This window comes from Halococcus morrhuae DSM 1307 (assembly GCF_000336695.1).
Taxonomy (GTDB): Archaea; Halobacteriota; Halobacteria; order Halobacteriales; family Halococcaceae; genus Halococcus; species Halococcus morrhuae.
The window spans coordinates 69,517-95,295 of record NZ_AOMC01000054.1; the positions used below are offsets into that span (position 1 = coordinate 69,517).

At 66.7% G+C, this 25,779-nt stretch carries 29 protein-coding genes and 1 pseudogene; 18 read left to right on the forward strand and 12 right to left on the reverse strand.

Annotated features, from left to right (window positions below):
- The first annotated feature begins 304 nt into the window (after positions 1–304).
- The 3 genes from C448_RS03580 (at position 305) to C448_RS03590 (ending at position 2,790) form a co-directional block, all read left to right on the forward strand.
- On the forward strand, positions 305–643 hold the full coding sequence (locus C448_RS03580) for a hypothetical protein (protein WP_004051942.1): 339 nt from the start codon (positions 305–307) through the stop codon (positions 641–643).
- A gap of 83 nt (positions 644–726) precedes the next feature.
- Positions 727–2,499 (forward strand): nitrite/sulfite reductase, encoded by a 1,773-nt coding sequence (locus C448_RS03585; protein WP_004051943.1) that lies wholly within the window; start codon positions 727–729, stop codon positions 2,497–2,499.
- Positions 2,500–2,505: 6 nt separating this feature from the next.
- The gene (locus C448_RS03590; protein ID WP_004051944.1) at positions 2,506–2,790 is read left to right on the forward strand and encodes a DUF6360 family protein; all 285 of its coding nucleotides are present in this window, start codon (positions 2,506–2,508) and stop codon (positions 2,788–2,790) included.
- A gap of 23 nt (positions 2,791–2,813) precedes the next feature.
- Here the strand turns inward: C448_RS03590 and C448_RS03595 are convergent, their stop codons facing one another.
- Positions 2,814–3,206, reverse strand: coding sequence for a hypothetical protein (locus tag C448_RS03595; protein ID WP_004051945.1), 393 nt, complete (start codon positions 3,204–3,206; stop codon positions 2,814–2,816).
- Between the two features lie 87 nt (positions 3,207–3,293).
- Between C448_RS03595 and C448_RS03600 the strand changes: the two genes are divergently transcribed.
- A complete protein-coding gene (locus C448_RS03600) occupies positions 3,294–4,262 on the forward strand; it encodes an oxidoreductase (RefSeq protein ID WP_004051946.1) in 969 nt (322 codons plus the stop codon).
- Here the strand turns inward: C448_RS03600 and C448_RS03605 are convergent, their stop codons facing one another.
- On the reverse strand, positions 4,263–5,507 hold the full coding sequence (locus C448_RS03605; protein WP_004051947.1) for an MBL fold metallo-hydrolase: 1,245 nt from the start codon (positions 5,505–5,507) through the stop codon (positions 4,263–4,265). It abuts the gene before it with no gap.
- Positions 5,508–5,583: 76 nt separating this feature from the next.
- Positions 5,584–6,210: pseudogene (locus C448_RS17160) on the reverse strand (DUF7537 family lipoprotein); the annotation flags it as partial.
- 416 nt (positions 6,211–6,626) lie between these two features.
- Between C448_RS17160 and C448_RS03615 the strand changes: the two are divergent.
- From C448_RS03615 to C448_RS03630, 4 genes are all read left to right on the forward strand, one after another.
- Entirely contained in the window at positions 6,627–7,031 is a 405-nt protein-coding gene (locus C448_RS03615; RefSeq protein WP_004051950.1) for a 30S ribosomal protein S6e, read from the forward strand.
- Positions 7,028–7,459, forward strand: a complete 432-nt coding sequence (locus tag C448_RS03620; RefSeq protein WP_004051951.1) for a DUF7112 family protein — start codon at positions 7,028–7,030, stop codon at positions 7,457–7,459. The genes C448_RS03615 and C448_RS03620 overlap by 4 nt, the downstream gene beginning before the upstream one ends.
- An 86-nt stretch (positions 7,460–7,545) precedes the next feature.
- On the forward strand, positions 7,546–7,992 hold the full coding sequence (locus C448_RS03625; protein ID WP_004051952.1) for a DUF5807 family protein: 447 nt from the start codon (positions 7,546–7,548) through the stop codon (positions 7,990–7,992).
- 51 nt (positions 7,993–8,043) lie between these two features.
- Complete coding sequence (locus C448_RS03630) at positions 8,044–8,898, forward strand: NAD+ synthase (protein WP_004051953.1); 855 nt, start codon at positions 8,044–8,046, stop codon at positions 8,896–8,898.
- Between the two features lie 41 nt (positions 8,899–8,939).
- On the opposite strand, the gene C448_RS03635 is transcribed toward C448_RS03630, so the two are convergent.
- Both C448_RS03635 and C448_RS03640 read right to left on the reverse strand, forming a co-directional pair.
- Positions 8,940–10,019: a DHH family phosphoesterase gene (locus C448_RS03635; RefSeq protein ID WP_004051954.1), complete on the reverse strand. Its 1,080-nt coding sequence runs from the start codon at positions 10,017–10,019 to the stop codon at positions 8,940–8,942.
- Positions 10,020–10,057: 38 nt separating this feature from the next.
- On the reverse strand, positions 10,058–10,489 hold the full coding sequence (locus C448_RS03640) for a universal stress protein (RefSeq protein ID WP_004051955.1): 432 nt from the start codon (positions 10,487–10,489) through the stop codon (positions 10,058–10,060).
- A gap of 81 nt (positions 10,490–10,570) precedes the next feature.
- Here C448_RS03640 and C448_RS03645 point away from each other — a divergent pair, with 81 nt between their 5' ends.
- Complete coding sequence (locus C448_RS03645; protein ID WP_004051956.1) at positions 10,571–11,014, forward strand: universal stress protein; 444 nt, start codon at positions 10,571–10,573, stop codon at positions 11,012–11,014.
- Between the two features lie 6 nt (positions 11,015–11,020).
- Here C448_RS03645 and C448_RS16890 read toward each other — a convergent pair whose 3' ends face one another.
- The 3 genes from C448_RS16890 to C448_RS03655 all read right to left on the reverse strand — a co-directional run bounded on the left by C448_RS16890 (position 11,021) and on the right by C448_RS03655 (position 12,091).
- Positions 11,021–11,155 carry a hypothetical protein gene (locus C448_RS16890; protein WP_275039121.1) on the reverse strand — a complete coding sequence of 45 codons (135 nt, stop codon included), beginning with the start codon at positions 11,153–11,155 and terminating at the stop codon, positions 11,021–11,023.
- 64 nt (positions 11,156–11,219) lie between these two features.
- The gene (locus C448_RS03650; protein ID WP_004051957.1) at positions 11,220–11,738 is read right to left on the reverse strand and encodes a GNAT family N-acetyltransferase; all 519 of its coding nucleotides are present in this window, start codon (positions 11,736–11,738) and stop codon (positions 11,220–11,222) included.
- Positions 11,735–12,091, reverse strand: coding sequence for a universal stress protein (locus C448_RS03655; RefSeq protein WP_004051958.1), 357 nt, complete (start codon positions 12,089–12,091; stop codon positions 11,735–11,737). Before C448_RS03655 ends, C448_RS03650 begins: the two co-directional genes overlap by 4 nt.
- A gap of 87 nt (positions 12,092–12,178) precedes the next feature.
- Between C448_RS03655 and C448_RS03660 the strand changes: the two genes are divergently transcribed.
- Positions 12,179–12,826 (forward strand): DUF5806 family protein, encoded by a 648-nt coding sequence (locus C448_RS03660; RefSeq protein WP_004051959.1) that lies wholly within the window; start codon positions 12,179–12,181, stop codon positions 12,824–12,826.
- Positions 12,827–12,859: 33 nt separating this feature from the next.
- Here C448_RS03660 and C448_RS03665 read toward each other — a convergent pair whose 3' ends face one another.
- A complete protein-coding gene (locus C448_RS03665; RefSeq protein ID WP_004051960.1) occupies positions 12,860–13,306 on the reverse strand; it encodes a DUF7529 family protein in 447 nt (148 codons plus the stop codon).
- Between the two features lie 81 nt (positions 13,307–13,387).
- On the opposite strand from C448_RS03665, the gene C448_RS03670 reads away from it, so the two are divergent.
- From C448_RS03670 to C448_RS03690, 5 genes are read left to right on the forward strand one after another with little or no spacing between them, the layout of a single operon-like run.
- Positions 13,388–15,865: a dipeptide ABC transporter ATP-binding protein gene (locus tag C448_RS03670; protein WP_004051961.1), complete on the forward strand. Its 2,478-nt coding sequence runs from the start codon at positions 13,388–13,390 to the stop codon at positions 15,863–15,865.
- A 56-nt stretch (positions 15,866–15,921) separates the two neighbouring features.
- Positions 15,922–17,688: an ABC transporter substrate-binding protein gene (locus tag C448_RS03675; RefSeq protein WP_004051962.1), complete on the forward strand. Its 1,767-nt coding sequence runs from the start codon at positions 15,922–15,924 to the stop codon at positions 17,686–17,688.
- Between the two features lie 21 nt (positions 17,689–17,709).
- The gene (locus C448_RS03680) at positions 17,710–18,819 is read left to right on the forward strand and encodes an ABC transporter permease (protein ID WP_004051963.1); all 1,110 of its coding nucleotides are present in this window, start codon (positions 17,710–17,712) and stop codon (positions 18,817–18,819) included.
- Positions 18,819–19,751, forward strand: coding sequence for an ABC transporter permease (locus C448_RS03685; protein ID WP_004051964.1), 933 nt, complete (start codon positions 18,819–18,821; stop codon positions 19,749–19,751). Before C448_RS03680 ends, C448_RS03685 begins: the two co-directional genes overlap by 1 nt.
- 4 nt (positions 19,752–19,755) lie before the next feature.
- Entirely contained in the window at positions 19,756–20,112 is a 357-nt protein-coding gene (locus tag C448_RS03690; RefSeq protein ID WP_004051965.1) for a DUF7268 family protein, read from the forward strand.
- On the opposite strand, the gene C448_RS03695 is transcribed toward C448_RS03690, so the two are convergent.
- A complete protein-coding gene (locus tag C448_RS03695) occupies positions 20,104–21,429 on the reverse strand; it encodes a dihydroorotase (protein WP_004051966.1) in 1,326 nt (441 codons plus the stop codon). The genes C448_RS03690 and C448_RS03695 overlap by 9 nt on opposite strands.
- Before the next feature lie 24 nt (positions 21,430–21,453).
- Positions 21,454–22,128 carry a lipoyl protein ligase domain-containing protein gene (locus C448_RS03700; RefSeq protein WP_004051967.1) on the reverse strand — a complete coding sequence of 225 codons (675 nt, stop codon included), beginning with the start codon at positions 22,126–22,128 and terminating at the stop codon, positions 21,454–21,456.
- Between the two features lie 96 nt (positions 22,129–22,224).
- Here C448_RS03700 and C448_RS03705 point away from each other — a divergent pair, with 96 nt between their 5' ends.
- Together C448_RS03705 and C448_RS03710 are read left to right on the forward strand one after the other, a co-directional pair.
- The gene (locus C448_RS03705; protein WP_004051968.1) at positions 22,225–23,091 is read left to right on the forward strand and encodes a hypothetical protein; all 867 of its coding nucleotides are present in this window, start codon (positions 22,225–22,227) and stop codon (positions 23,089–23,091) included.
- A gap of 42 nt (positions 23,092–23,133) precedes the next feature.
- Complete coding sequence (locus C448_RS03710) at positions 23,134–23,598, forward strand: PaaI family thioesterase (protein ID WP_004051969.1); 465 nt, start codon at positions 23,134–23,136, stop codon at positions 23,596–23,598.
- On the opposite strand, the gene C448_RS03715 is transcribed toward C448_RS03710, so the two are convergent.
- A complete protein-coding gene (locus C448_RS03715) occupies positions 23,599–24,171 on the reverse strand; it encodes a cysteine hydrolase family protein (RefSeq protein WP_004051970.1) in 573 nt (190 codons plus the stop codon). It abuts the gene before it with no gap.
- A gap of 81 nt (positions 24,172–24,252) precedes the next feature.
- On the opposite strand from C448_RS03715, the gene C448_RS03720 reads away from it, so the two are divergent.
- Complete coding sequence (locus C448_RS03720; protein WP_004051971.1) at positions 24,253–25,743, forward strand: Hvo_1808 family surface protein; 1,491 nt, start codon at positions 24,253–24,255, stop codon at positions 25,741–25,743.
- Positions 25,744–25,779 lie beyond the last annotated feature (36 nt).

A 25,779-nucleotide genomic window follows, 5' to 3' on the forward strand; every position in this document is an offset into this window, starting at 1 on the left:
TTCCGTCTCGCTCATCGTTCGTCTCCCGATTCGTAGAGCTCCGGCGCGACGTCAGCTGAAACGTGCTGGCGCGCGCCCTCGGTGTCTGACATCGTTGTTCAACAGGGGCGGTACCAGCATAAGCACGCGCTCACCCGTAAGCGCTACCCCGGCTCTCATCTCCCGGCAACTGCTGCCTGTGTCTTCGACGCACCTCATCGACGAATCCAGCCGTAGTCATGCGGTTTTTCCGAAATCGTGCGTCACCATAATCTCGGCGGCGAGCGGGCGACAGACATAGTGTACTGGGGGTGGAACGGACGGCGTGTCGATCGACGTCCATCAGCTCGACGCCGGCGCGTGGATCAGCGTCAACGACAGCCGCGAGGTGAGCGTGAGTAACCTCTGGCGACTCGCCAGACAGGAGTTCTGTGGCTGCGAGATGGCCGATTTCCTCGCCGAGGGGTTCGTCGAGGTCGGCGTCGACACGCGGGCTATCGAGGCACGCATCGCCGGTCAGTGCATCGCCTGTGGCGCGAGCGGCGTCACCGACTGGCTCGCCGTCGGTCGCGTGCTCGACGGCGAGTTCCGCCCTGTCGTGCCCGAGAGCGTCCATATCCCGTGTCGACGCAGCCGACTCGCCCGTCCGGCGTCGCTCGAATGAAGCAATTCTTTCCTCGTTTACCGAGACGCGGGGAGGTTTGACACCACGGAGGAGGGTTTAGGAGTCGGGGTCGTTGCGACGGTATGTCGACCAACGTCGAAGGCTGGAAGGACGAGGTCTACGGCGAGGAGATCCGCGAGCATCTCTTCGAGTTCGCCGAGGAGGGCTGGGAGTCGATCCCCGACGACGAGCACGACGCCTGGTTCGAGCGGTTCAAATGGTGGGGGCTGTACCACCAGCGCAACGGCCAGGAGAGCTACTTCATGATGCGGATCGGGACGCCCAACGGCGTGCTCGAACCGGGCCAGTTGGAGGTGGTCGCCGATATCGCCGACGAGTATGCCCGCGGCCCGGCCGACAACCCCGAGTTCGGCGGCGCGTACTGCGACTGGACCACGCGCCAGTCGATCCAGCTCCACTGGATCCGGATCGAGGACGTGCCCGAGATCTTCGACAAACTCGAAGCCAATGGACTGTCGACCATGCAGGCCTGTGGCGACTCGTGGCGCAACATCGTCGGCTGTCCGGTCGCCGGCAAGGACAAACACGAGCACGTCGACGCGTGGCCGGTGGCCGAGCAGCTCCACGAGGAGTTCAAGGGCAACGACGCCTACGAGAACCTCCCCCGGAAGTGGAAGGTCTCGGTGACGGGCTGTGACGAGGGCTGTGGCCAGGGCGATATCAACGATCTCGCGTTCGAGCCCGCCCGAAAGGAGATCGACGGTGAGGAGACGATGGGGTTCAACGTCCGCGTCGGCGGCGGTCTCTCGCGGAAGGAACCGCGCTTCGCGCGCGATATCGACGTGTTCTGTACGCCCGAGGACGCCCCGAAGGTCTCGGCGGGGATGTCCGCGCTCTTTCGGGACCACGGCGACCGCGACGACCGATTCAACGCCCGCATCAAGTTCCTCGTCGACGAGTGGGGCACCGAGAAGATCCGGAACACCCTTCAGGAGGAGTACGTCGAGTACGAACTCCCCTCGGCGGGCGATGACCTCCGCGAACAGTACACCTACAACGCGGGCCGACAGGACGAACACGGCGACCATATCGGTGTCCACGAACAGCCCGACGGCAACTACTACGTCGGCCTGAACGTCATGGTCGGGCGGATGGGAGTCGACGACGTTCGCGAGCTCGCCTCCCTCGCCGACGAGTACGGCTCCGGCGAAGTGCGACTCACCCAGCGCCAGAACGTCATCGTCACCGACGTTCCCGAGGGGAGCCTCGACGCGTTCCTCGACGAACCGCTCCTGGAGGACTACTCGCCCGACCCGCATCCGTTCATGCGCGGGTCGATCGCGTGCACCGGGACGGAGTTCTGCTCGCTGTCGATCGTCGAGACGAAGAATCGACAGGTCCGGTACGCCCGCTGGCTCAAGGAGAACGTCGAGCTGCCGGCCGGGATCCAGGATTTCCACATCCATCTCTCGGGCTGTACCGCCTCCTGTGCCCAGCCACAGATCGCCGATATCAGCCTTCGCGGAATGAAGACGAGAAAGGACGGCGAGCCGGTCGAGGCGTTCGACATCGGTCTTGGAGGGGGTCTCGGTGAGGATCCCCACTTCGCCGACTGGATCGCGATGCGTGTCGCGGCCGACGAGGTGCCGGGCTACATCCGGAACGTGCTCGCGGCCTACGAGGATGAATCCGGCGAAGAGAGCTTCCGGGAGTTCATCGCCGCGCGCGACGAGGAGGAACTGGAAGCACTCGCCGAGCCCGAAGAGACCGACTACGCGGACCCGTACATGCACAACACGAAGATGACGTGGTATCCCTACGCCGACGAGGACGAGATGGACGATCGGCCGACGCCGGCCCGTGCTGACGGCACGCCGATCACCGCCGACGACTGATCGCCGATGAGCGATCGCATCCTGAAGGTCAACGCCTACACGACGCTTGACCTGCTCGACGGGCGGGCGGAGGGCCACGGCTTCGAGGAGGACGCGCTGGCTGTGTTGAACGTCACGGCCGACCGCAAAAACCCCGATGCGGTGAAACTCCAGCTCGAACTCGACAACACCGATCTCGATGCCGTGCCGGCCCACGCCGACGAGATCGAACTCACGCCCGAACAGGCCCGCACGGTCGCCGCCGCCCTCGAAGAACGCGCCGAGACGGTCGAGGGCGTGAACGACGACTGAACCGATCCCGCTCTTATCTTTCGTTACCAGTCTTTTTCACTGCGCTCGCGCCACGCCCGCCGCTGGCGATCCTCGGTGACATGGCGTCGACCGTCGGCCAGTTCTTCGCGGACGTCCGCCTCGAACTCGTCGACGGGATCGAGGAACTCGTCGACGAACGCCTCAACCAGTTCGTAGGTCCACTGTTCGTCGACGACGCCCGCCGGGAGGAGATCGTCGCGGAGCGCGTCGGCGTGCTCGCCGTGTCCGCTCGCGCGGAGCTGTTCGCGGGCGTCGTCGAAGCGGTTCATGCCGCGGCCGACCGCGTGGTGGAAGGCGAGCAGGTGGCCGTAGCCCCGGTGGAGGTGTTCGATGCCGAGCTGGAGGTCGTGGAGCGCCGCCCGTTCGTCCTCGTCCGGTCCCTGCTGGTCGTCCATACCCTCCCCATTGCCGAGAGCGACCAAAACGTTTGGTGCGGTCGCCGCAACGCCAACCGCTTTCCGCCGGCCACTCTCACGACGGCCATGACCGCCAACGGCGACTGGACGACCGAGCGGATGGGCGACCTGAGCGATCGAACCGTCGTGGTCACCGGCGCGAACAGCGGGCTAGGCTTCGAGGCGGCGAAAGCGTTCGCGACTCACGGCGCGGACGTCGTGTTGGCCTGTCGGAACGTCGAGCGCGGTGTCGATGCGGGCGAGCGCATCAGGGAAGTGGCTCCCGACACCCGACTGACGGTGATCGAACTCGACCTCGCCGATCTCGCGTCGATCCGTGCGTTCGCGACGAGCTTCGCCGACACGCACGACGAACTCCACGTGCTCTGCAACAACGCCGGCGTGATGGCGGTCCCGTATGGCGAAACCGCGGACGGCTTCGAGACGCAGTTCGGCGTCAACCATCTGGGCCATTTCGCGCTCACGGGCCTGCTGCTCGACGAACTCCGCGACACCGAGGGCGAGACGCGCGTCGTCACCCAGTCGAGCGCGCTCCACGAGAACGGCGAGATCGACTTCGACAGCGTGGCGCGCAGCGCCGATCGACAGCGCGAGGAGTCCTACGACAAGTGGGACGCCTACGGGCAGAGCAAGCTCGCGAACGTACTGTTCGCCTACGAGCTCCAGCGCCGCCTCCGTGCCACGGGCGTCGAGAGCGTTTCGAGCGTCGCCTGCCATCCCGGCTACGCCGACACGAATCTCCAGAAGCGCGGGCCGGAGCAGGCGGGCTCCACGCTCCGGCTACTGGGAATGAAGGCCGCCAACGCCGTGATCGGCCAGGACGCCGCGACGGGCGCGCTCCCCCTGCTTTACGCCGCGACCGCCGACGACATCGACGGCGGCGAGTACGTCGGCCCGGGCGGGTTCGGGACCATCCGCGGCCAGCCCGAGATACAGCGCTCCAGCGAGCGTTCGTACGACGAGACGACCGCCGGACGGCTCTGGGACGTCTCCGAAAACCTGACCGGCGTGCAGTACGATCTCAGTTCGAATTAATCAGAGCTCGACCCGCTCGCCGCGTTCGGGTGCGTTCGCGTCGAAACCCCGTTCCTGTAGCTCGTCGGCGAAGGCCGGACAGCGGTCGCCGTGGACACAGAGCACCGTCGCGTCGCGGTACGAATCGAGATACGCGAGCAGACCGCGGCGGTCGGCGTGTGCCGAGAAATCGTACGCCTCGACCCGTGCGCTCACGGCCATCACGCGGCCGTCGATCTCCGCGCGCCCGGTATCGAGCAGCTCGCGACCAGGGGTGCCGGCGACCTGGTGGCCGGTCATGGCGATTAGATTCGTCGGGTCCGCACGGATCTCGGGGATGTACGACATCGCCGGCCCGCCCGAGAGCATCCCGCTGGTGGTGACGATCGCGGTGTTCTCGGCGGCAATGCGTTCTCGCTGGCCGTCGCGGCCGGTGACGAATCGTGCGTGGCCTGCCGCCCTATCGAGCGCGTCGCCGTCGCGGACGAACGAGGGATGGCGTCGACACATCCCCGTCACCTCCTTGCCCATTCCGTCGACGTAGCAGTCGATGTCGTGGGCTTCACAGACCAGGAGTAGTTCCTGCGTGCGACCGATGGCGAAGGCCGGCACGACGACCGTCCCGCCGTTCCAGAGCGTTCTCCTGACGCTCTCGGCGAATCGCTCCTCGACCTGTTCACGAGGGTCGTGTTCGGTGTCGGAGTAGGTGCTCTCGCAGATCACGACGTCGGCGTCAGGTCGGGCGGTCGAGGGGGGAACGAGGCGCTGGCCGCGGTCGGGATGACCAGTATGAAAGTCGCCGGTGTAACAGAGCCGCGTTTCGCCATCGTCGACGAGGACGTGCGCGCTCCCGGGGATGTGGCCGGCGTCGTACAGCGTGATCTCGTGGCCAGCGGCCGTGAACGACTCGCCGTATGCGTGGGTCTCCGAGACCTGGGTGAGCCGTCGTAGCTCGGTTTCGGTGAACGGACAGCCGTAGGTTCCGCCGTGGAGTTTGAGCGTGTCGCGCGCGAGCGTCATCGCGAGCTCGCGCGTCGGCGGCGTCCAGTGGACCGTCGGCCGATCGTCGCCCGACAGCAGCGCGGGCACGGCTCCGACGTGATCGAGATGGCCGTGTGAGACGACGACTGCCTCCGGATCGACAGAGCCGACCGGATAGCCCGGCGGTGTCCCGCTTTTCATGCCGTAATCGAGCAACAGCTCGTCGTCGATCAGCACCGCGCTCCGGCCGACCTCGCGCGCGCCGCCGAGGAATTCGACGTTCATTGGCCATCCTTCATGGCTGCGGGCTTTCGGCCCGTCGGTCCGTCCGCGCCCTGTCCGCTCTTTACTGGCTGTTTCGCTACTTCAGATCGTCGACCCAGCCGGGCTGCTCGACGCTGGTCGAGCCGACATCCGAGAATTCGAGGGTTTCGACGATCGTGTTCGGCTCGCCGGCGCTCAGTTTGTCGGTCGTGCGCTCGGTTTTCAGCGTGTGGACGATGCCCGTCTCGGGATCGACGACGAGCGTCGAGCTGAACTCGGAGACGTCCTCGCCGCGGAACAGGACGTCCGTGCTGAGGCCGTCGGTGCCGTTGGCGACGTAGACGGCGAGTTCGCGGCCGTCGCGCGTGACGCTGCCCGAGCGCTCGTAGTCGACCGCCCGGACGGTCTCCTGGATCTCGGTGGCCGTGAGCAGGCTCTCGGCGAGCGGCCGGCCGAGTTCGGAGACCTCGTACTGGGGCTCCATGCTCTCGTACTCCGTTTTCTCGTAGGCCGTCGCACCCTCGGCGTAGCTGTGGCGGGTCGCCTCGTCGGTCGGCTGCGACGTCAGTCGGGCCGTGTTCGCTTCGAGATCGGCCCGGCCGCTGCGGTCGTTGGTTCTGTCGCCCTCTATCGTCTCGCTATCGGTGATCGAGAAGCTGCCAGCGGCTCTGAGCCCCTCGACGTGTCCGCTGGCGATACTGCCAGCGTCCAGCGGCGTCTCGGGTCCGGCGGCCGACGCCGCCGACTCGTCGGTCTCCGTCGCCGTTGTTGTGTCCGTCGGCGTGGCGGTCTCGGTCGGTGTTGGCGTGGCGGTCTCGGTTGGTGTCGCTGTCGATGTCGGCGTTGCCGTTGCCGTTGCGGTCGCCGTTTCCGTTGCCGTCGCGGTTGCTGTCGCCGTCGATACCGTCGTTGCGGCGGCGGTCGTCTCCGCCGTCGGTGCCNCGCGCCATCAGAGATGTGTATAAGAGACAGGCACGAGCGCGATGACGACCCCCGTGAGAATCGTCCGTCGTGTCATTGGTTATCGTCTGCAGCCCGGGTAAATATTAATCTGCTGGTCGTGGATCGTGTTCGCCGTCCGTGACGTTCCCGCCATGAAGCTTTCAATACGCTTTTGAACGCCGACCGACTTCCCCGCACATGGCTGATTTCACGGTCGTCGTCGCCGACCCCGAGGACGGGGCGGCCTACCAGAACGCGGTCGAGGGACAGGACGCGAACCGCTTCATCGGACGCTCGATCGGCGAGGAAGTCGACGGCGACGCGGTCGGTCTCGACGGCTACACGCTCGAACTTACCGGTGGCTCGGATACGGCCGGCCGACCGATGCGCGAGGACATCGCTGGTCCGGCGCTCAACGCCGTCCTGCTCTCGGGCGGAACGGGGTTCAAACCGACCCGTGACGGCGAGCGAAAGCGCGTCACCGTCCGCGGGCGCGAAGTCGGCGACGAGACCCAGCAGATCAACGCCACGATCACGGCCCGCGGCGACCGATCGATCGACGAACTGCTCGACGCGGACGACGCGGACGAAGACGACGAGTGACCGACCGGCTGCCGAGCGACCATCCGTCGATCGAGACGGTGCGTGCGACGCTCGCCCGCCGCGGACGCACCCGCTCCCGGCTCGAACTGCCGGCGGACGACCGTTTTCCACTCACGACTACCCGTCTCGTTCTCGATGGTGACGTTTCTCACTCCCGTATCGAGAGCGCTCGTGGGGACGGCGTCGAGATCAACGGTGCGTACGGCAATGCCCGACTCGCACGCGAGCGCGACGGCGAGGATCGCCTCGAAGCGTGGCGCAGAGCTGTGGACATCGACTACGGACGGAGCGTGCTGGTCGATGTCGTCGAGCCGGGATTTCTCTACGGCGTTCGCGAACCCGGCGAGCGCGTCGTCTACGAGGCCGTCGAATCACCCAACGAGGGGCTGGCGGCCATCGCGCGCGATCTCGACGACGCCGACGGCTGACGTCGAACGGTCGTCCGCGATCGGTGCTCTCGAAACCGACGACACGAGTCCCGCGACCTTTTGTTCGCCCTCGCTGTAACGGTTCCATGAACCCCGACCGACGCCAGTTCCTCGACGGTGAGCGCCCCGAGGACGTGCTCCTGTTCTTCGCCGAATCGGCCGTCTCCGACCTCGGAACGCTCTCTCAACACGGTGAGGCGGTCGGCAACGGCGTCGCACTGATTCTGGACGCCGAGCGCGGCCGGAGTGCCTTCGAGGGGGCGACCGGTGTCGACCCGATGACGCTCGCGAGCGCGGCGATGGACGCCGAAGGAACGGTCGATCTCGACTCCTTCGAGGGTGACTGCCCCGAGGCCGACGGCGACGATGCCGACGGCACCGACGAGCACGCCCCGCGATTCGTCTTCGCCTTTGCCGAGGAGCGCAACGAGGACGTCGGCGGCATCTACGCCGAGGGCGACGTGATCCACGCCTATGCAGTCTGTGAGTGTGGAGGCGTCTACTCCGAGCGCTGGGTCGCGGGCGCGGCCTGATCGGTCGCAGCGCATCACGCAGTTTATATACGATGACGGCCGTGTACGGCCATGGAATTATCACAGCGACAGCCCCAGCTCGACGCGGAGATAACGCCGCTCGACCTGCGGTTTTCGAGCGACGAACTCACTGCTGAGCGCGAGCGCATCACGTCGTTCATTCAGGAACAGGTCGATCGCCACGACGCCGACGGCGTCGTCCTCGGGCTCTCGGGCGGCGTCGACAGCACGGCCGTCGCTCATCTCGCCGTCGAGGCGCTCGGCCGATCGGCCGTTCACGGGCTCATACTCCCCCGTGACGTCAACAGCGACGCGAACATGAGCGATGCCGAGCGCGTCGCGGTCGATCTCGGCATTCGCTACGACGTCGTCGATATCGACCCGGTCATGGACGAACTGCTCGCGATCGATGCGGGTGAGAGCGCGAGCGACGAGGACGACTGGGCGAACCGTTTCGTCGGCAACACGAGCGCACGCGTCCGGATGACGGTCAACTACCTCGTCGCGAACAAGGAGAACAAACTCGTGCTCGGGACCGGCAACCGCGTCGAACTCTCGCTTGGCTACGTCACGAAATACGGCGACGGCGGCGTCGACTGCAACCCGATCGGCAACTGCTACAAACAGCAGGTCCGCCAGCTCGCCGCCGACCTCGGGGCCGACGAGGGGCTCGTCCAGAAGACGCCGACCGGCGGAATGGTCGATTACGAAACCGACGAGAAGGAGATCGGCGTCGAGTACGACACCATCGATGCGATCGTCGCGCTCACCGTCGACGGCAACGTGGCGACCGCCGCGGCCGCGGAGATCGCCGACACCACGCCGGCGGTCGTCGAGCACATTCAGGAGCTCCACCGCGACAACGAGCACAAGCGGACCGCGCCGCCGATGCCGACCGACGCCTGAGCGTTTGCAATCGAACCTGACGTTCCGATCGAACGCCCGTCTTACTGTGCTTCTTCGTTCTTCAGGAGTCGCCCGAACGCCTCCAAGATCACCTGTTTGGTCACTGCACCGCGCGTCGTCCAGTGATTGGCGTAGTCGAGCATGTCGCCGTAGATGTCGGGCTTGCAGCCGGCGGCTTTCGGGTGGCCGCCGCCGTTGACCTGTCCGGCGACCTCGTGACAGCGCTCGAACCCGTCGGAACCACGGATCGAGGCGCTGCCGGAGGGTTTGACGACGACGGCGGCGTCGGCACCCGCCTCTCGGAGCGCCTCGGCGACCTCGTTCTGCGAGCAGCGGCCGTAGGTGACCCCGACGGTCCACGGCCCGATCTCCTCGATCGTTGCCCGTTCGACCGCCCGCTCGATGAGTGCCTCCTTCTCGACGCGCTGCTCGGCGAGATACTCTTCGATCTCGGCGGGGAGGTCCGCGCCGTGTTCGCTGACGATTCCGACGTACTCCTCGGGGTCGGTCCAGTAGGCGAAATCCGCGAGATCGTCGCTGCGGGGATCCTCGCGCAGCCAGAGGTCGTGATCGCGCGTCACGGCCGCGAGCTCCGCCCACCGCGGGCCGAACTCGTGATCGAGCGCCGCGAGCGTGACGTCCGCCGAGCACTCCTCGTCGGAATCGCCGACGACGAGGCGCGCACCGTGGCTGCGTACCTTTTCGGCGTCCTCCTCGTCCCACTGGTGGTGATCGAACCAGCTCACCGCGCTGGCACGCTCGGTGAGGCGCTCGAACTGGCCGGCGATGTAGTGGAAGTCGTCGGGCACGAGGTCACAGACGAACACGCGCGCGCCGGCATCCAGATGATCGGCCACCCGGTCGATGGCGTTACTGAGGTCGTGCGGGCCGGCCGGGACGAGCGCCGTCGGGCCGAACGCCTCCCGAATCAGGGCGACGCAGGCCAGCCCGTCGGCATCGGGATCGGCGATCACGACCCGTTCCGCGCCGGTGACGGTCTCACGCGTCTCGCGGTCGGCCCGCTCCTCGTCGAACGAATCGGGATAGAAGAAACCCGTGCCCGGCAGCAGCGACTTCCGGGCCAGCGGGAGGTGATCGTCGTCGATGAGTCGGTCGTTCATGCGCCTCCAACGCTACCGCGGCCGAAGTACTCCCCGCTTCAGTCCGCCGCTTCGTTGAGTTGGCGGACGGTGAGCACCGGGACCGAGAGGTTTCTGACGAGCGCTTCGGCGACGCTGCCGAGGACGAACCGGTACTCACCGTGTCGCCCGCGCGTGCCCGTCGCCACGAGATCGGCGTCGTGATCGTCGGCGTAGCGCTGGATCTCCTTGGTCGGCTGGCCCTCGCGAACGGCGGTCGTCACGCTCTCGTCGACCGCCTGTACGCTCTCGACGGCCGCCTCGCCGCTCTCTTCGAGCGACGATCGGAGGCGATCGCGGACGTCCTCCGGTGCGGCGGCAACGTCGTCCTCCTCGACGACGTACAGTGCGTGGACGGCCGCATCGAAGCGATCGGCGAGGTCGAGCGCGGCCGTGACTGCCCGCCCGGCGCTCTCCGAGCCGTCGGTGGCAATGACCACGGTCTCGAACATACGTCCGCTACCGACCGCTGGGTGATAAAGGTCGCGCGCTGTTCTCGGTGGGTTTTTGACTTCCGGCCGCGAGTGGCAAGCATGACGCTCGCGGTCGAGACCGTTCTCACGCCGGTCGATGGCAGCGACACGTCCATGCGCGCGATCGAATACGCCGTCGCGATCGCCGAGCGCTACGACGCCGGCGTCCACGCGCTGTACGTCGTCGACGAGGAGACTACCCGCACGGCCTCCTTCGGCGACGTCGACGATTCGGAGCTCGCCGCCGCCAACGAGGCGTTCATCGCCGACGCGCACGAACTCGCACCCGAGGGCGTTTCGCTCTCGCACTCGTCGGCCTACGGCTTCTCGGCGATGACGAAGACCCGCCATCCGGGCAGCGTCGTGCTCGACGCCGCCGAGGACGTCGAGGTCGACTTCATCGTCATCCCGCGCCAGCCGGTCTCGGGTGATCCCGACGAACCGCTCGGGCGCGCTGCCGAGTACGTCCTCCAGTACGCGACCCAGCCCGTGCTCTCGGTGTAGCTCCCATCAAGCCGCGCGACACTGCTCTACTTGCTCGTCGTCGGGATGTTCGACCCGGATATGGCGCTTCAGCCGTTCCTTGTCGTCGGAGTTGATCTCGATGACCGTCTCGCAGTACGGACATCGCTGATACGGTGACATATCTCCCGTCGGGTCTCGATCATCCTAACGCTGTGGGGTGCCATTGCATGCCGATTTCGATCGGTCAGAGCCGTAGCGACATCTCCATCTCGAAGCTCTCGGTGTTGCAGGTCTCGAAGCCGACCTTCCGGTAGAGCGCGACCGCGGGCGTGTTCCAGCGCTCGACGGTGAGCCAGACGTGTTCGGCACCCTCGGCCCTGGCGTGGCCGAGCAGCCCCGTAAGTAGCCGTGAGCCGATGCCGGCCTGCTGGTGGGTGTCGAGAACGAAGATGGCGAGCTCGTGGGCGTCCTCGTCGTCCGGGACGAGCGTCGCGTGGCCGACGCACTCCTCGCCGTGGCTGGCGACGACGTTGTAGCTGCCGTCGAGGATGGTGTCGAGCCAGCCCTCGATCGCGCCGCGCTCGGTCGGCGGGATGCCCTGTGCGCGGTCCGCGGGGTCGAAGGAGACGTACATCTCGGTCAGCGCCGCGCGGTCGTCGTCGGCGTAGACCGTGATCTCGATGTCGCGGTCGTGGGCGTCGGTGAACTCGATCGGTGGCCGCTCGAACTCCCCGGCGCGGTCGTCGGGATAGACGCGCGTCATCGTGCGAGCGTCACCGAGACGTTGGCGTTCATGAGGACGAACTCGGTCGTCCGGCTGAACGAGAGCTTGCCGGTCGGCGTGCGCTCGCCGCCGCTGACGACGAGCCTGTCGAAGCGCTCGCCGTTGGCCAGTTCGACCAGTTCGCCGTCGTCGGCGACGTGCTCGATCGCGGCCTCCAGGCTCGCCTCGGACAGCGTCTCGCGCACGCGGTCGGCGACCGTCGTCGCGTCGTCCAGCGCGCTCTCGACGAGCGCCACCGTGAGGTCGTCGCCCGTCTCGCGTGCCCGGCCGACCGCGCGTTCGAGGACGGCGAAGGCGTCGTCGCTCCCGTCGATGCTCACTACGACGTTCATGCCCGCCGATGGGGTGGTCGGGGCAAAACCGTTGTGCCGACCGCGGGACACGACACGCTTTTTCCCGGCCGTTCGCAATCGACGCCGATGACCGAGGATTCGCCATCGCCGACGCCGACCACCGATAGCGGCGACGAGGCCGAGGTTCCCGAGGACGTGCGCCGGTACGAGCGGTTCACGAAGATGGATGGCGCGCGCTACGAGCGTGCCAACGACTTCCTGCGCGAGCGCACCTACATCACCGCCCGCGAGTGGGCGATCGCCCGCCTCTGTGCGGATTTCCGTACCGAGACCGGCGTCGAGATGACGAAGATCGGTAATCATCTCCCCGAGCTCGTTCCGTTCATGACCGATACCTACACGCCACAGGCCGTCAATCAGGCGCGCGCAGCCTTCGAGGAGAAGGTCCGCAAGGCGGGGGCGACCTTCCTCTACGGCGCGATGTGTGACTTCTTCACCGCCGAGGAGCTCGACGACGTGATGTACGAGGCGACCGAGGTGGCGAAGTTCCTGCTCGAAGTCGAGGGCGTCGATCTCGCGGTCGGCGAGGAGCTCGATAGCGAGGAACGTATCTCCAGTACGATGCGCGAGGTGCGCGCCCAGAGTGCGGCGCTGCGCCACGACGACCTCACCTGCCCGCACTGCGGCGAGGAGTTCGCCGCGAGCGACGCTGCGGACGACCACACGGCGAACGAGGCAGCCAACGGGGATGACGAACACGCCGACATCGAGTAGGGGTCCAACAGTCGGCCGAGTGAGACGGTCTCCTCAGAACAGGTCGGGGTCTTCGTAGCTGAACGCCACGACGCGATCGTCGGCCAGCGGGCGGATATGGGTGTAGAGCACGCCGTCGTCGAGTCGTCGTTTCAGCCGCTCGATCTCGTCGCGATCGTAGTGGATCGGACAGCAGACCGCGCGTTCGCCGGCGGCGTCTTCGAGCACGATCAGCGCGAAGACGGTTCCCGACTCCTCGGCGCGATAGACCTCGTAGGAGTCGAAGGTCGCCTCGCTGGCGAGCGTCTCCAGCTCTTCGAACTCGTCGCCGGGGACGAGCACGTCGAGTCCGTTGCCCTCGTCGAGGACCGTCACGTCGCCGGGATGGAGTTCGAGCACCGACACGCCCGCGTCGCGGTAGCCCGCGGCGGTGGCCTCCATGTCGTCGACGACCGCCTCCCAGTGGCCCGCCACGTGCTCGTTCGGCTCGTTCTCGGACACAGGCGTCGTGTGGGAGACGCGAGCAAAAGCCTTGCTTTCGGTTGCGGCAAATCTATATAGCACGGTTGCAAACGCCACGGCGTGAGTGACCTTCTCTCGATATCCGGGCTGCGGACGCAGTTCGCCACCGAGCGTGGCACGGTCAAAGCCGTCGACGGGCTCGATCTGACGGTAGAGGCCGGCGAAACCGTGGGACTGGTCGGCGAGAGCGGCTCGGGCAAGTCGGTGACGGCGCTGTCGGCGATGGGACTGGTCGACGATCCCGGTACTGTCGCCGACGGCACGGTCGAATTTCACGACGCGGAGCTCGCGCGATCGTTCGCCGACGACTACGGGGACGGGGTCGCCGATCCCGACGCGGGCACCGTCGATCTCACGCACGCGCCGGAGGACGCGATGCGGACGGTCCGTGGCGGCGAGATGAGCATGATCTTCCAGGACCCGATGACCTCGCTCAACCCCGCCGTCCCCGTCGGCGAGCAGGTCGCCGAGAGCCTCCGTCTCCATCAGTACGGTGGCCAGAAACCCGATTCGTGGCGCAACGCCGTCCGCGAGATCCTCCCGAAAACCGGCTCCGAGATGGACGAGGCGGTGCTCGCCGACACGATCGAGATGCTCGACGAGGTCGGCATCCCCGAACCCTCCGCCCGCGTCGACGAGTACCCCCACGAGTTCTCCGGCGGGATGCGCCAGCGCGTCCTGATCGCCATCGCGCTCGCCTGTCGGCCCCAGCTCCTGATCGCCGACGAACCGACGACGGCGCTCGACGTGACGATTCAGGCTCAGATCCTCGATCTCATCAACGACCTTCAGGACGAGTTCGGCATGTCCGTCCTCTTCATCACGCACGACCTCGGCGTCGTGGCCGAGACCTGCGATCGCGTGGCCGTGATGTACGCCGGCGACATCGTCGAGGAGGGCCCCGTCGAGGAGATCTTCCACAACCCCTCACATCCGTACACCTACACGCTGCTTGAATCGATCCCCCGGGAGGATGCCGACCGGCTGACGCCGATCGAGGGGAACGTCCCCGATCTCGTCGATCTCCCGACGGGCTGTTCGTTCGCGCCGCGGTGTCCGTGGGCCCAGCCCGAATGCCGAGAGGGCGAGATCCCGTATCTTCAGCACGGCCCCGACGAGACGGATCACCGCTCGAAATGCATTCTGGAGTCGTTCGATACCGACGAGTACGGCACCGACGAGGGGGTGCAGGCGACGAGCGATGCCACGCCGACGCGGGAGAGCGCCACCGACCCGCTGGTTTCGGTCGATGGGCTCGAAAAGCACTTCTCGCAGGCCGACGACCTGCTCGATTCGTGGCTCGGCAGCGGTGGTCAGCCGGTGCGGGCGGTCGACGGCGTCGATTTCGAGGTCTACGAGGGCGAAACGCTCGGTCTGGTCGGCGAGTCCGGCTGTGGGAAATCGACGACCGGGCGGTCGATCCTCCGGCTGCTCGACCCCACCGACGGACGGGTCGTCTTCGCTGGCGAGGATTTGAGCGAGCTCGACACGGACGGGCTGCGCGCCAAGCGCCGCGAGATGCAGATGATCTTCCAGGATCCGCTGTCGAGTCTCGACCCCCGGATGAACGTCGGCGCGACGATCGCGGAACCGCTGAAGATCCACGATCTCCCCGACTCTGAAGAGGGTTCGACCGGGCAGACGCGCCGCGAGCGCGTCGAGGAGCTGATGGAGGCCGTCGGTCTCGACGTCTCCCAGCTCGATCGCTACCCCCACGAGCTCTCCGGCGGCCAGCGCCAGCGCGTCGGCATCGCCCGTGCCTTGGCCGTCGATCCCGACTTCATCGTCTGTGACGAGCCCGTAAGCGCGCTCGACGTCTCGGTGCAGGCCCAGATCCTGAATCTTCTGGAAGATCTCCAGGAGGAGTTCGGGCTGACCTTCCTGTTCATCGCACACGATCTCTCGGTGGTGCGCCACATCTGTGATCGCGTGGCCGTGATGTATCTCGGCGAGATCGTCGAGGTCGCGGGCACGCAAGAGCTGTTCGCCGAGCCGAAACATCCCTACACGCGGGCGCTGCTGTCGGCGATCCCCGAACCCGATCCGACGAGTGACACCGATCGGGTGGTGCTCGAAGGCGACGTGCCGAGCCCGATCGATCCGCCCTCCGGCTGTCGGTTCCACACGCGCTGTCCGTCGGTCATCCCGCCCGACGAACTCGACGTCTCCCAGGAAGCCTACCGCGAGGTGATGGACTACCGCCAGCGCGTCGAGAACAAGTCGATCTCGGTGGCGGACGTACGTGCCGACACCGGTGTCGAGCGGGCGGAGACGGTCGCGGCGGACGGTGGCACGGACGTACCGACGCGGGCGTTCTGGGAGCAGTTCTTCGAGCACGACGACGAACTCGACGAGCGATCGCGATCGGTCATCGAGGACTCCTTCGAGCGAATCGTCGCCGACGATTGGGACGGGGCGGCCGACCGGCTTCGCGAGCGCTTCGAGAGCGTCTGTGAACGCGATCAGCCGGTCCTCCAGGACGAAGCCCACCCCGCCGCGTGTCATCTTTACGAGCAGCCAACCGACCGCCAGCACTGACGTCTGACGCAATTTTTTCCGGTACTCTTATTAATCCACTCTCGTCAGTAGCCACCATGTCATTCGATAGCGACACGAGTAGGCGGTCGTTCCTCACGGCGGCCGGCGGTGCGGCGGCCGCGGCGATGGCCGGCTGTCTCGACAGCGGTGGCTCGGGCGGCAACGGATCGGGCGGCAACGGCTCCGGTGGAAACGGTAGCGGTGGGAACGGCTCTGACGGGGGCGGCAACGGCGGCGGTGGCGGCCAGAGCGGCGGCACGCTCACCTACGCTCGTGGTGACTACCCCTCCAACTACGATCCCCACCAGTCGACCAGCGGCGAGGTGGCGAAGATCACCGACCAGGTGTATAGCCATCTCATCGCGTTCGTCCCCGGCAGTGGCGGGAAACTCACCGCCGGTCTGGCGAAGGACTACGAGCTGAACGGCACGACGGTGACGCTCAAGCTCCGACAGGGCGTGAAATTCCACAACGGCGAGGAGTTCACCGCGGACGACTTCAAGGCGACCTACCGCCGGTTCGTCGACGACAGCTACCAGTACTACCTCGGCAAGGACGCGGTCTCGGGCGAGCCCTCCGGCTACGCGTCGGTCACGTACAGCGACTGGATCAAGTCGGTCACCGTGAACGGCGATTACGACCTCGAAATCGAGCTCAAACAGAAGTACGCGCCGATCCTGCGCAACCTCGGGATGTTCCCTTCGGCAGTGCTCTCGAAGAAACAGATCGAGGAGCTCGGCAAGAAACAGAACCAGCTCGGCAAGAACCCCGTCGGCACCGGCCCGTTCACCTTCGAAGAGCTCGACGACGGCAACCAGCGCGTGCTGCTCGGCAAGAACGACGATTACTGGAAGGACGGGCCGTATCTCGACCGCGTCATCTTCACGACCATCGGCCAGAACTCCACGCGTGCACAGGCCGTGATCAACGGCGACGCCCAGATCATCGACGGCATCGGCGCGCAGGCCTCGAAACAGCTCCAGAACTCGGACAGCGCCTCGCTGCTCCAGAAGGACGGGATCAACATCGGCTACATGGCGATGAACATGGAGCGCTACGAGCCGTTCCGGAAGAAGAAGGTGCGCCAGGCGGTGAGCCACGCGATCAACACGAAGGCCATCGTCGACGACATCTACGAGGGGTTCGCCTCTCAGGCCGATCAGCCGCTCCCGCCGAACGTCACCGGTTACAACGACTCGATCGATCCGTATTCGAACGACAAGGAGAAGGCGAAGAAACTGCTGGAGGAGGCCGGCGAATCGGAGCTCTCCTTCGAGCTGGCGACGTTCTCGAACCCGCGGGGCTACAACCCCTCACCCGTCCAGACCGCCCAGCAGGTCAAATCCGACCTCTCGGATATCGGCATCTCGGTGAAGATCAACCAGTTCTCCACCTTCTCGTCCTATCTCGAATACACGTACGCGGGCAAACACGACGCCTGCTTCCTGGGCTGGTACACCGACAACGCCGACCCGGACAACTTCGATTACGTGCTGCTCCATCCCGGCGTCGACAAATCGGAGATCCCCGAAGGCCAGGACTGGGTGAGCTTCGACACCGAGGGCTACAACACGAACAACGCCTCGGGGTGGGCCAACCGGAAGTTCATGGATCTCACCGAGAAGGGACAGAAGACCTACGGCGAGTCCGAGCGCAAATCGATCTATCAGGAGGCCAGCAAGGTCGCCCACGAGGAGGCACCCTGGGTGTTTGTCGACTACGCCAAGACGCTGCGCGGTGTCAACCAGGCCGTCGATCAGTCGACGTTCACCGTCACCTCGATCAACAACCCGTATCTCGAATCGGTAAAGCTCAAACAGTAGCTACCCTCAGGAACGATCTATATGGTCTCGAAGCGGTTCATCGCGAAACGTCTCCTCCTGTTGGTGCCGGTGCTGTTCGGCGTGGCGACGGTCGTCTTCGCCATTCTCCATCTCGCACCGGGCGACCCGGCGCGGGTGATCCTCGGCCAGCGCGCGCCGACCCAGCAGGTCGTCCAGCTACGGCGTGAGCTCGGGCTGAACGACCCGATCTGGGTCCAGTACGGCCGATTCCTCGCCGATACCGCCCAGCTCGACTTCGGACAGTCCTACCAGATCGCCAAGGGCAGTCCCGTCTGGGACGTGCTCGCCGACCGTCTGCCGGTGACGATCGAGCTCGCGATCTACGGCCAGATCACCGCCATCCTGCTGGGGATCCCCCTCGGCGTGCTCTCGGCGGTCAAACAGGACTCGCTGACCGATCACGTCACCCGCATCGGCGCGCTGACGGGTATCTCGGTCCCGATCTTCTGGAGCGGCCCATTGGTTTTGCTCGTCTTCGCGACCTTCCTCGGCTGGCTCCCGACGAGCGGGCGCATCGGTAGCACCTTCTTCCTGGAGGATCACTGGGTGCTGTTCGGCACGCAGCTCCCGCTGACGGGGATGGTGTCGATCGATACGTTCATCCTCGACACGGGCGCGTTCGTCCAGTCGATCCTCTACGGCGAGGGGCTCGGCGCGTTCGCGTCGCTGACCGAATACTACGCCTCGTTCATCTCGGCGGTGCAACATCTGCTCCTGCCGGTGTTGACGCTCGGCATCTACTCGATGGCGCTGCTGTCGCGGATGATGCGCTCGTCGATGCTCGAAGTGATCCGCCAGGACTACATCCGTACTGCGCGCGCGAAGGGCCAAGGCGAGCGGATCACCATACTGAAACACGGGCTCCGGAACGCGCTCATCCCCGTGATCACCGTGATCGGCATCCAGTTCGGCACGCTGCTCGGCGGGGCGGTGCTCACCGAGACGGTCTTCGGCATCGGCGGCATCGGCCAGCTGCTCGTCGCGGCGATCGGTGCGACCGACTACCCGCTCGTCCAGGGTACGGTGCTGGTGTTCGCGCTGCTCTTTACGCTCGTGAACCTCGGCGTCGACGTCACCTACAGCTATCTCGACCCACGGATCCAACAATAATGGCGACCGAAACCTCCACCACGGCCGACCGTCGGGGCATCGTCGAGCGACTGCGCGCCTCGCCGTTCCTTTCGGAACTGCTCTCGAACCGGCTCGCGATCATCGGGTTAAGCATCATCCTCGGGATGGTGCTCCTCGGCGTCTACGCCCGGCTGTTTCTCGATCTCGGGGCCATCTCACAGTCGCAGCTCGCGGCACATCCGAACAAGGCCCCGCCCGGCTGGCTCGGCTCCGCGGCGCTCGATCAGTTCCTCTTCGGTACCGATGCCGCCGCGCGCGATATCTTCAAGCGCGTGCTGTACGGCGCGTGGCTGGCGCTCAAGTTCGGCGTACTGGTCGTCGGTGCCTCCACGGTGCTTGGTATCTCGCTCGGTATCATCGCGGCGTACTACGGCGACGTCGTCGACAACGTCGTGATGCGGACGATGGATGTCTTCCTCGCCTTTCCATCACTCTTGCTGGCGCTCGCGCTGGTCGCCATCTTCGGCGCAGGGCTGTCGAAGGTCGTCATCGCGCTCACGCTCGTCTACACGCCTCGCTTCGCGCGCGTCGTCCGCGGTGCCGCACTCAAGGTTCTGGAAGACGAGTATATCGACGCCACGGTGGCGCTCGGCGCGCGCGATCCGCGCGTGCTCGTTCGCCACGTGCTGCCGAACTGTCTCGCGCCGATCACCGTCCAGAGCACGCTGAACTTCGGGCTCGCCATCATCGATCTCGCGGCGCTGTCCTTCCTTGGCTTCGGCGCGCAGGCCGGCACGCCGTCGTGGGGGCTGATGTTGAAAAACGGCGTCAGCAACGGGCTGCTGACCGGCGACTGGTGGCTCTCCTTCTTCCCGGGATTGTTCCTCGCGGTCACGGTGCTCGGCTTCAACCTGCTCGGCGACGGGATGCGCGACGCGCTCGACCCGCGGATGCGCGAAACCGTCGAGTGAGTCGATGGCTCGCTACGATCCGCTGCTCGCGTGGTTCCGCCGTCGACTTCGTCTCGTCGCCACCGCGGGCGCGGTCGGAATCGTCTTGGGTGGGATCGCTGCCGTCGTGATCGCCGTTCTCGACGATCCGACGACCGCCAGCACGCAGACGTTCGCGATCGGGACGCTTGCGTTCGGGTTCGGAATTCTCGGCTGGTCGGGATCGGCGCTCGCCGGCCGCAGTATCGAGGGGCTCCAGCGCCGCCTCGACACGAACTCCGACTGGACCGAACGCGATTCCCGGCGAGCGATGACCCGCCTCTCGGGGTTCGGTGCGGGCGTGATGGCCGGCGTCGTGATCGTGACGCCGCTACTACCCTGATCGGACGTTCTCGCCGCGTGCGTCGCCGAACGCCTCGTCCTCGTCGTTTCGGTAGACCGTCTCGCCGCGCACCATCGTCCACTCCGGGAAGATCCCGTCCCAGCCCTCGAACGGCGTCCAGCCCGCCTTCGAGTGGAGCTGTTCGCCCCTGATCTCGCGTGTCGCATCGGGATCGAACAGGGCGAGATTGGCGTCGTTGCCCGCCTCGATCCGCCCCTTTCGCGGGAGATCGAACACGGCTGCGGGGGTCGCCGCCGTGAGATCGCGCACCCGTTCGTAGCTCAGTCGTCCCTCGCGAGCCTCGGCCAGGAGGAGCGGGAGGGCGGTCTCGACGCCCGGCACGCCGCTCGGTGCGTCCCAGATCGCGGCATCCTTTTCGGCGCGGGTGTGGGGTGCGTGGTCGGTCGCGACGATGTCCACCGTCCCGTCGGCGACGCGCTCGAAGACTCCTTCTCTCCGCTGCTCGCTGCGCAGCGGCGGGTTCATCCGTCCGAACGTACCCAGTTCGGGGAGGTCGTCGCGCGAAAGCAGGAGGTGGTGGGGCGTCACCTCGCAGGTCACGCCTGCTTCCTTCGCACGATCGATACCGCCCGGTGTGCTCGTGTGGGCGATGTGGAGCTGTGCGCCCAGTTCCTCGCCGACCCGGCAGGCGCGTTCGACGGCGGCGTGTTCGGCTTCGGGCGTCCGGAACGCGCTCCAGGCGTCGGTGTCCGTGCGTTCGTCCGCTCCTTGGCGCTGCCCGTCTCCGGCGTCCTCGCTGGAGGGTCGCACGCTTTCGTCGAACTCGTCGGCGTCCTCGGCGTGAACGGTCACGGCGATGCCGTGTTCGGTGGCCGCCGCGACCGCGTCCGTGAACAGGTCGGCGTCGATGCCCATCTCGCCCGTCGAATCGGCCAGGAAGACCTCACCGAGCGCGAACAGCGGTTCGGCGAGCAGTTCGTCGGGATCCCAGTCGGGCGTGACGCCGCCACTGATGCCGAAATCGACGAGCGAATCGGCGGCCAGCGCCGCCTTTTCGGCGACCCGCTCCCCGTCGATCGTCGGCGGTTCCGTGTTCGGCTGATCGACGACGGTGGTGACGCCGCCGGCGGCCGCCGCCCGACTGCCGCTCGCCCACGTCTCCTTGTCGGGAAAGCCCGGTTCGCGGAAGTGGACGTGTGCGTCGATCATCCCCGGCAGGAGGAGTTTGTCGTCGGCGTCGACGACCGACTCCCCATCGCGTGGCGACAGCCGGCGCTCGACGGCAGCGATGCGTTCGCCCTCCACGCGAACGTCGCGCCGACGACCGTCGGCGAGCGTCGCGTTCTGGATCAACATGCCTTCGCTGGCGTGCCTGCGGGCCTAATCCTGTCGATCGCCCGCGTCCTCTCGATAGCCCTCGACGAGCGCCCGCTCGATCTCGTCGGCGACGGTCGCGGGCTCGCTCTCGCCGCCGGCCCGTTCGACGCTGCCCACGCTCGCGGGATCGAACGGGACGTTGAGCGCGCGATAGACGGGAGCGAGCACGTCGGCGATCGCGTCGGCGTCACGAGTGAGGACGATACCGGCGACGAGCGCCCCTTCGTCCGTGACGCGCTGTGCGAGCCCCGCGATCTTGCCGTTCGTCTGGAGCGAGTGCGAGCCGGGACAGAACGAGTCGGGCGGTTCGCCGGGGCGCGCCTCGATGCCGAGACGGTCGAAGGCGCGCCGTAGATCGGTGCTCGTCCGGTCGTACCGTCGCTGTATTGCTCGTCCCTCGGTGGGTTCGGCGCGCGCGAACGCGACCGTCGAACCCGTGTAGGCGACTGCCCGCCCGCCGACCGCCCGCTCAACGGCCGGGAATCCCCTGTCTGCGGCGGCCCGTGTCGCCTCCCCGTAGCCGTCAGCGCGGGCGTCGCGCCGTCCGAACGCCACCTGCCGATGGGGACACCACGCGCGCACGGCCGGCTCGCCGGTCTCCTTCGTGAACGCGAACATCGCCTGAGTTCGCTCCCTGTCGGCGTCGATGTCGGCAGCCCGGCCGTCGAAGACGCGCATGGCACGAGTACGAGAGCGAAGGCTAAGGGGCTGTTTGTGAGGCTTCCAGCACGCTACAACGGTCCGCATAAACGCTCACGCGCCCTTCGGTCGGCGATGGCCACCCTCTCGGCGGACGCACTCTCGCCTTTTCGGCGCTTCTCGCTGTACAACTCACCCTACGTCGCCCACGAGCGGGGCTTCGCCGTCGATCTCTATCCCAACGCGGGATTCGGCCCGGCAACCGACGGCGATCGCTCGATCGCTCCCTCGCCCGTCGCCGGCGAGGTGCTCGACACCCGGACTGTGCGCGCACCGTCGAAACCCTACGCTGCCGAGAACGATCATCTCGTGCTCGTCGATACGGGCGAGTACGTCGCGCGCATCCTCCACGTCGAGCCGTCGGTCACAGCGGGCGACGTGCTCGAAATCGGCGACGGGATGGGCCAACTCGTCCGTGCGGGCTTCTTCGCGCCGTGGGTCGACAACCACGTCCATCTCGAATTTCGCGATCCCGACGCGAACCTCTCTCGCGCGAGCGGGTCCGAATCGCTCGCCATCGACGTCCCGATCGAGGCGCTCGACTGGGACGGGTTCGGGGAAGTCGTCGAGAGCGGCGCGACCTACGCCGTCCTCGACGCACCCACCCACCCCGCACCGGGCGAGCGGTTCGTCGGCATCGCGAGCGACGGGGGCGCGGTTCTCGACGGCGGACTCGTCCACTACGTGGGCGGTGGTGCGCACGGAAGCGACGATGGAACGGTCTCGCTGTTCGGCCAACCGATCGGCCGCGCGACCGGCCGCGACGTGGCCTGGAACGGCCTCGAAATCATCGCGAACGACGCACCGATCACCGGATTGTCGTTGTTCTGCGCTCGCGACACCTTCGGTGCGAAACTCGTCTGTCCCGAGCGAGAGTTCGCCGTCGGCGAGACGGTCGCGATCGAACTCCGGCCGAGCGACGATCCCGTGCGGCTCGGTTGACGCTACCGACGGGTACAAACCGATCGCCAGTCACGAACCGCCATGAGCGATGCCGACGTTCCCGACCAGACGACCGATCTCCTCCAGCGCTACGTCGACGCCCACGGCTATCTGTCGTGGCTCGGCGCGCGCGTCGAGTCGATCGAGTACGGCGAACTCGTGATGACGATCCCGTTCGACACGAAACTGACGAACTCCGGGCCGGGCGAGAGCAACGAGATGCCCGCCCGCATCCACGGCGGCATCGCCGCGACGCTCATCGACACCACCGGCGGCATCGCGCTCCGGCCCGCGCTCGACGACCCGATCAACGGCGGCGTCTCGACGATCAACCTCAACGTCAACTACCTCCGGCCGGCCGCCGGCGATCTGACGGCGACCGCCGAGGTGATCCGGGCGGGCACGAGCGTCGGCGTCTCCGCGGTGACGGTCGAGAGCGAGACGCCCGACGGCGAGACCAAACCCGTCGCCACCGGTCAGGGAGCCTACCGACTGTTCCGCCCCTGATCAGACGAACTCGATCTCCTCACGGTCTGCAACCTCGCCGAACAGCCAGTCGGCGTGATCGAGCGCGTACTCGTGATGGTCCTCCTCGATGTAGCCGATCGCATCCTCGACGAGCACCGGCCTGAAATCGCGTAGACCGGCGCTGCCGGCCGTGTGGAGCACGCAGACGTTCGCGAGCGTGCCACAGAACAGGAGGTCGTCGATGCCGCGGGCGTCGAGCCAGCCCTCCAGCTCTGTGTCGTGGAAGGCGTCGTAGGTGTGTTTCTCGACCACGTGATCGTCCCCCCGAACGTCGAGCCCGTCGGCGATCTCGGTCTCCCACGTCCCCTCGACGACGTGCTCGCCCCAGCGCTCGAACTCGTCGTAGTAGTGGTTGTCCGCGAACTGTTCGTCGGGATGGACGTCGCGAGTGTAGAGCACGGCTGCACCCGCCGCCCGGGCCGCCGCAGCCAGCTCCGCAATCGGTTCGATAACGTGCTCGCTCGCCGGGGCGTAGAGGCTGCCGTCGGGATGGCAGAACCCGTTTTGCATGTCCACCACGACGACCGCGGTTCGGTCTGGATCGAACTGCATACCCGTCCTATCGCCGGATTCGACAAGTGTCTTTGCTCGCCAGCCGGGGCTTTTTTGGCTATAGCGCCCCCGTCTCGGACAATGCGACCCCGCGCCGCCGTCCTCTGTGTGCTCCTCGTCGTTCTCGCCGGCTGCAGCGTCCCCTTCTCCATCGGCGGTGAGGGCACGACCGGTGGATCGAACAGCACCGGGGCCAGCGGGGCCGGCGATGCCGGAACCGCTACCGCGACCGCCGATGCCCCGGCCCGGAACCTCGCCGACCCTGCCGACGACGTACTCGGCTGGGAGGGCGGCTACTGGTACAACGAGTCGATCCCCGTCACGGGAACGGATGGTCTCAACGAGAGCGAACAATCGGCACTCGTCAACCGGACGATGGCCCGTATCGAGCGCGTTCGGGAGCTGGAGTTCGACAGCACCGTGCCGGTCGAGGTCATCTCGCGCGAGGAGTTCCAGGGCCCCCCGAACGCGACCGGCGGTGGGGCGCGCTCGCCGGCGTTCCGTACTTTCGACAACGCGAAGTTCGAGGGGCTGTTCCTCATCGGCGAGGAGAACGATTCGCTCACGGTCCAGCAGTCGAACAGTAACCAGAACGTACTCGGTTACTACAGCCCCCGCAACGACTCGATCGTGGTGGTCTCCGATAGCGAGACCCCGAAACTCGGACGCTCGACGCTCGCCCACGAACTCGTCCACGCGCTCCAGGACCAGCAGTTCAACCTCTCACAGGGCGCGCCCCCGACCCGTGACGGCTACAACGCCCGCAACGGACTCGTCGAGGGCGAGGCGAACTACGTCCAGCGACGGTACGAGAAGCGCTGTGGCAGTCAGTGGCGCTGTCTCGACGTCGGCGGTGCGGGCGGGAGCGGTGGCGGTGGCGACCTCCATCTCGGGGTCTACGCGCTCGAATACTTCCCGTACGCCGACGGGCCGGCGTTCGTCGATGCGGTCTACGACCGCGCGGGCTGGCAGGGTGTGAACGAGCTCTACGATGAGATCCCCGCAAGCTCCGAGCAGATCATCCATCCCGAAAAGTACGGCACCGACACGCCGACGAATCTCACTGTTCGGGATCGCACCGCGGGCGGCTGGGAGCGGGTCCGCCCGAACGGCCGCCCGGACTACGCCACGCTCGGCCAGTCGGGGCTGTCGGCGATGTTCGGCTACACCATCTACGACGACTACAACCGCTCGTCGGTCGTTCGGCCGGACGAGTTCATCAACTCCGAGGGGCGGAGCGTCAACCGGACCGATCCCTTCGAGTACGGGCTCGCCCCCACCGACGGCTGGGACGGCGATCGGATGGCCGTCTACGAGAACGACGGGTCGACGGGCTACGTCTGGAAACTCGCCTGGGACTCGCCGGAAGAGGCCCGCGAGTTCGTCCGTGGCTACCGCCAACTGTTGAGTCACTGGGGTGGTGAGCGCGTTCTCGGTCGGCAGGGCGTCTGGGAGATCGAGCGGTCGAGCCCCTTCACCGACGCCTTCCGGATCTCCCGATCGGGCGACACCGTGACCATCGTCAATGCCCCGCAGCCATCGGCGCTCGACGCGGTCCACGCGCGCGGGTGACGAATGGTTTTTGTCGATCGGTCGAGCACTCTCCCC

Coding starts and splice junctions, on each gene's coding strand:
- C448_RS03585 (WP_004051943.1), top strand. CDS start 727: ATGTCGACCAACGTCGAAGGCTGGAAGGACGAGGTCTACGGCGAGGAG.
- C448_RS03590 (WP_004051944.1), top strand. CDS start 2,506: ATGAGCGATCGCATCCTGAAGGTCAACGCCTACACGACGCTTGACCTG.
- C448_RS03595 (WP_004051945.1), bottom strand. CDS start 3,206: ATGGACGACCAGCAGGGACCGGACGAGGACGAACGGGCGGCGCTCCAC.
- C448_RS03600 (WP_004051946.1), top strand. CDS start 3,294: ATGACCGCCAACGGCGACTGGACGACCGAGCGGATGGGCGACCTGAGC.
- C448_RS03605 (WP_004051947.1), bottom strand. CDS start 5,507: ATGAACGTCGAATTCCTCGGCGGCGCGCGCGAGGTCGGCCGGAGCGCG.
- C448_RS03615 (WP_004051950.1), top strand. CDS start 6,627: ATGGCTGATTTCACGGTCGTCGTCGCCGACCCCGAGGACGGGGCGGCC.
- C448_RS03625 (WP_004051952.1), top strand. CDS start 7,546: ATGAACCCCGACCGACGCCAGTTCCTCGACGGTGAGCGCCCCGAGGAC.
- C448_RS03630 (WP_004051953.1), top strand. CDS start 8,044: ATGGAATTATCACAGCGACAGCCCCAGCTCGACGCGGAGATAACGCCG.
- C448_RS03635 (WP_004051954.1), bottom strand. CDS start 10,019: ATGAACGACCGACTCATCGACGACGATCACCTCCCGCTGGCCCGGAAG.
- C448_RS03640 (WP_004051955.1), bottom strand. CDS start 10,489: ATGTTCGAGACCGTGGTCATTGCCACCGACGGCTCGGAGAGCGCCGGG.
- C448_RS03645 (WP_004051956.1), top strand. CDS start 10,571: ATGACGCTCGCGGTCGAGACCGTTCTCACGCCGGTCGATGGCAGCGAC.
- C448_RS16890 (WP_275039121.1), bottom strand. CDS start 11,155: ATGTCACCGTATCAGCGATGTCCGTACTGCGAGACGGTCATCGAGATC.
- C448_RS03650 (WP_004051957.1), bottom strand. CDS start 11,738: ATGACGCGCGTCTATCCCGACGACCGCGCCGGGGAGTTCGAGCGGCCA.
- C448_RS03655 (WP_004051958.1), bottom strand. CDS start 12,091: ATGAACGTCGTAGTGAGCATCGACGGGAGCGACGACGCCTTCGCCGTC.
- C448_RS03660 (WP_004051959.1), top strand. CDS start 12,179: ATGACCGAGGATTCGCCATCGCCGACGCCGACCACCGATAGCGGCGAC.
- C448_RS03675 (WP_004051962.1), top strand. CDS start 15,922: ATGTCATTCGATAGCGACACGAGTAGGCGGTCGTTCCTCACGGCGGCC.
- C448_RS03680 (WP_004051963.1), top strand. CDS start 17,710: ATGGTCTCGAAGCGGTTCATCGCGAAACGTCTCCTCCTGTTGGTGCCG.
- C448_RS03685 (WP_004051964.1), top strand. CDS start 18,819: ATGGCGACCGAAACCTCCACCACGGCCGACCGTCGGGGCATCGTCGAG.
- C448_RS03690 (WP_004051965.1), top strand. CDS start 19,756: ATGGCTCGCTACGATCCGCTGCTCGCGTGGTTCCGCCGTCGACTTCGT.
- C448_RS03695 (WP_004051966.1), bottom strand. CDS start 21,429: ATGTTGATCCAGAACGCGACGCTCGCCGACGGTCGTCGGCGCGACGTT.
- C448_RS03700 (WP_004051967.1), bottom strand. CDS start 22,128: ATGCGCGTCTTCGACGGCCGGGCTGCCGACATCGACGCCGACAGGGAG.
- C448_RS03705 (WP_004051968.1), top strand. CDS start 22,225: ATGGCCACCCTCTCGGCGGACGCACTCTCGCCTTTTCGGCGCTTCTCG.
- C448_RS03710 (WP_004051969.1), top strand. CDS start 23,134: ATGAGCGATGCCGACGTTCCCGACCAGACGACCGATCTCCTCCAGCGC.
- C448_RS03715 (WP_004051970.1), bottom strand. CDS start 24,171: ATGCAGTTCGATCCAGACCGAACCGCGGTCGTCGTGGTGGACATGCAA.
- C448_RS03720 (WP_004051971.1), top strand. CDS start 24,253: ATGCGACCCCGCGCCGCCGTCCTCTGTGTGCTCCTCGTCGTTCTCGCC.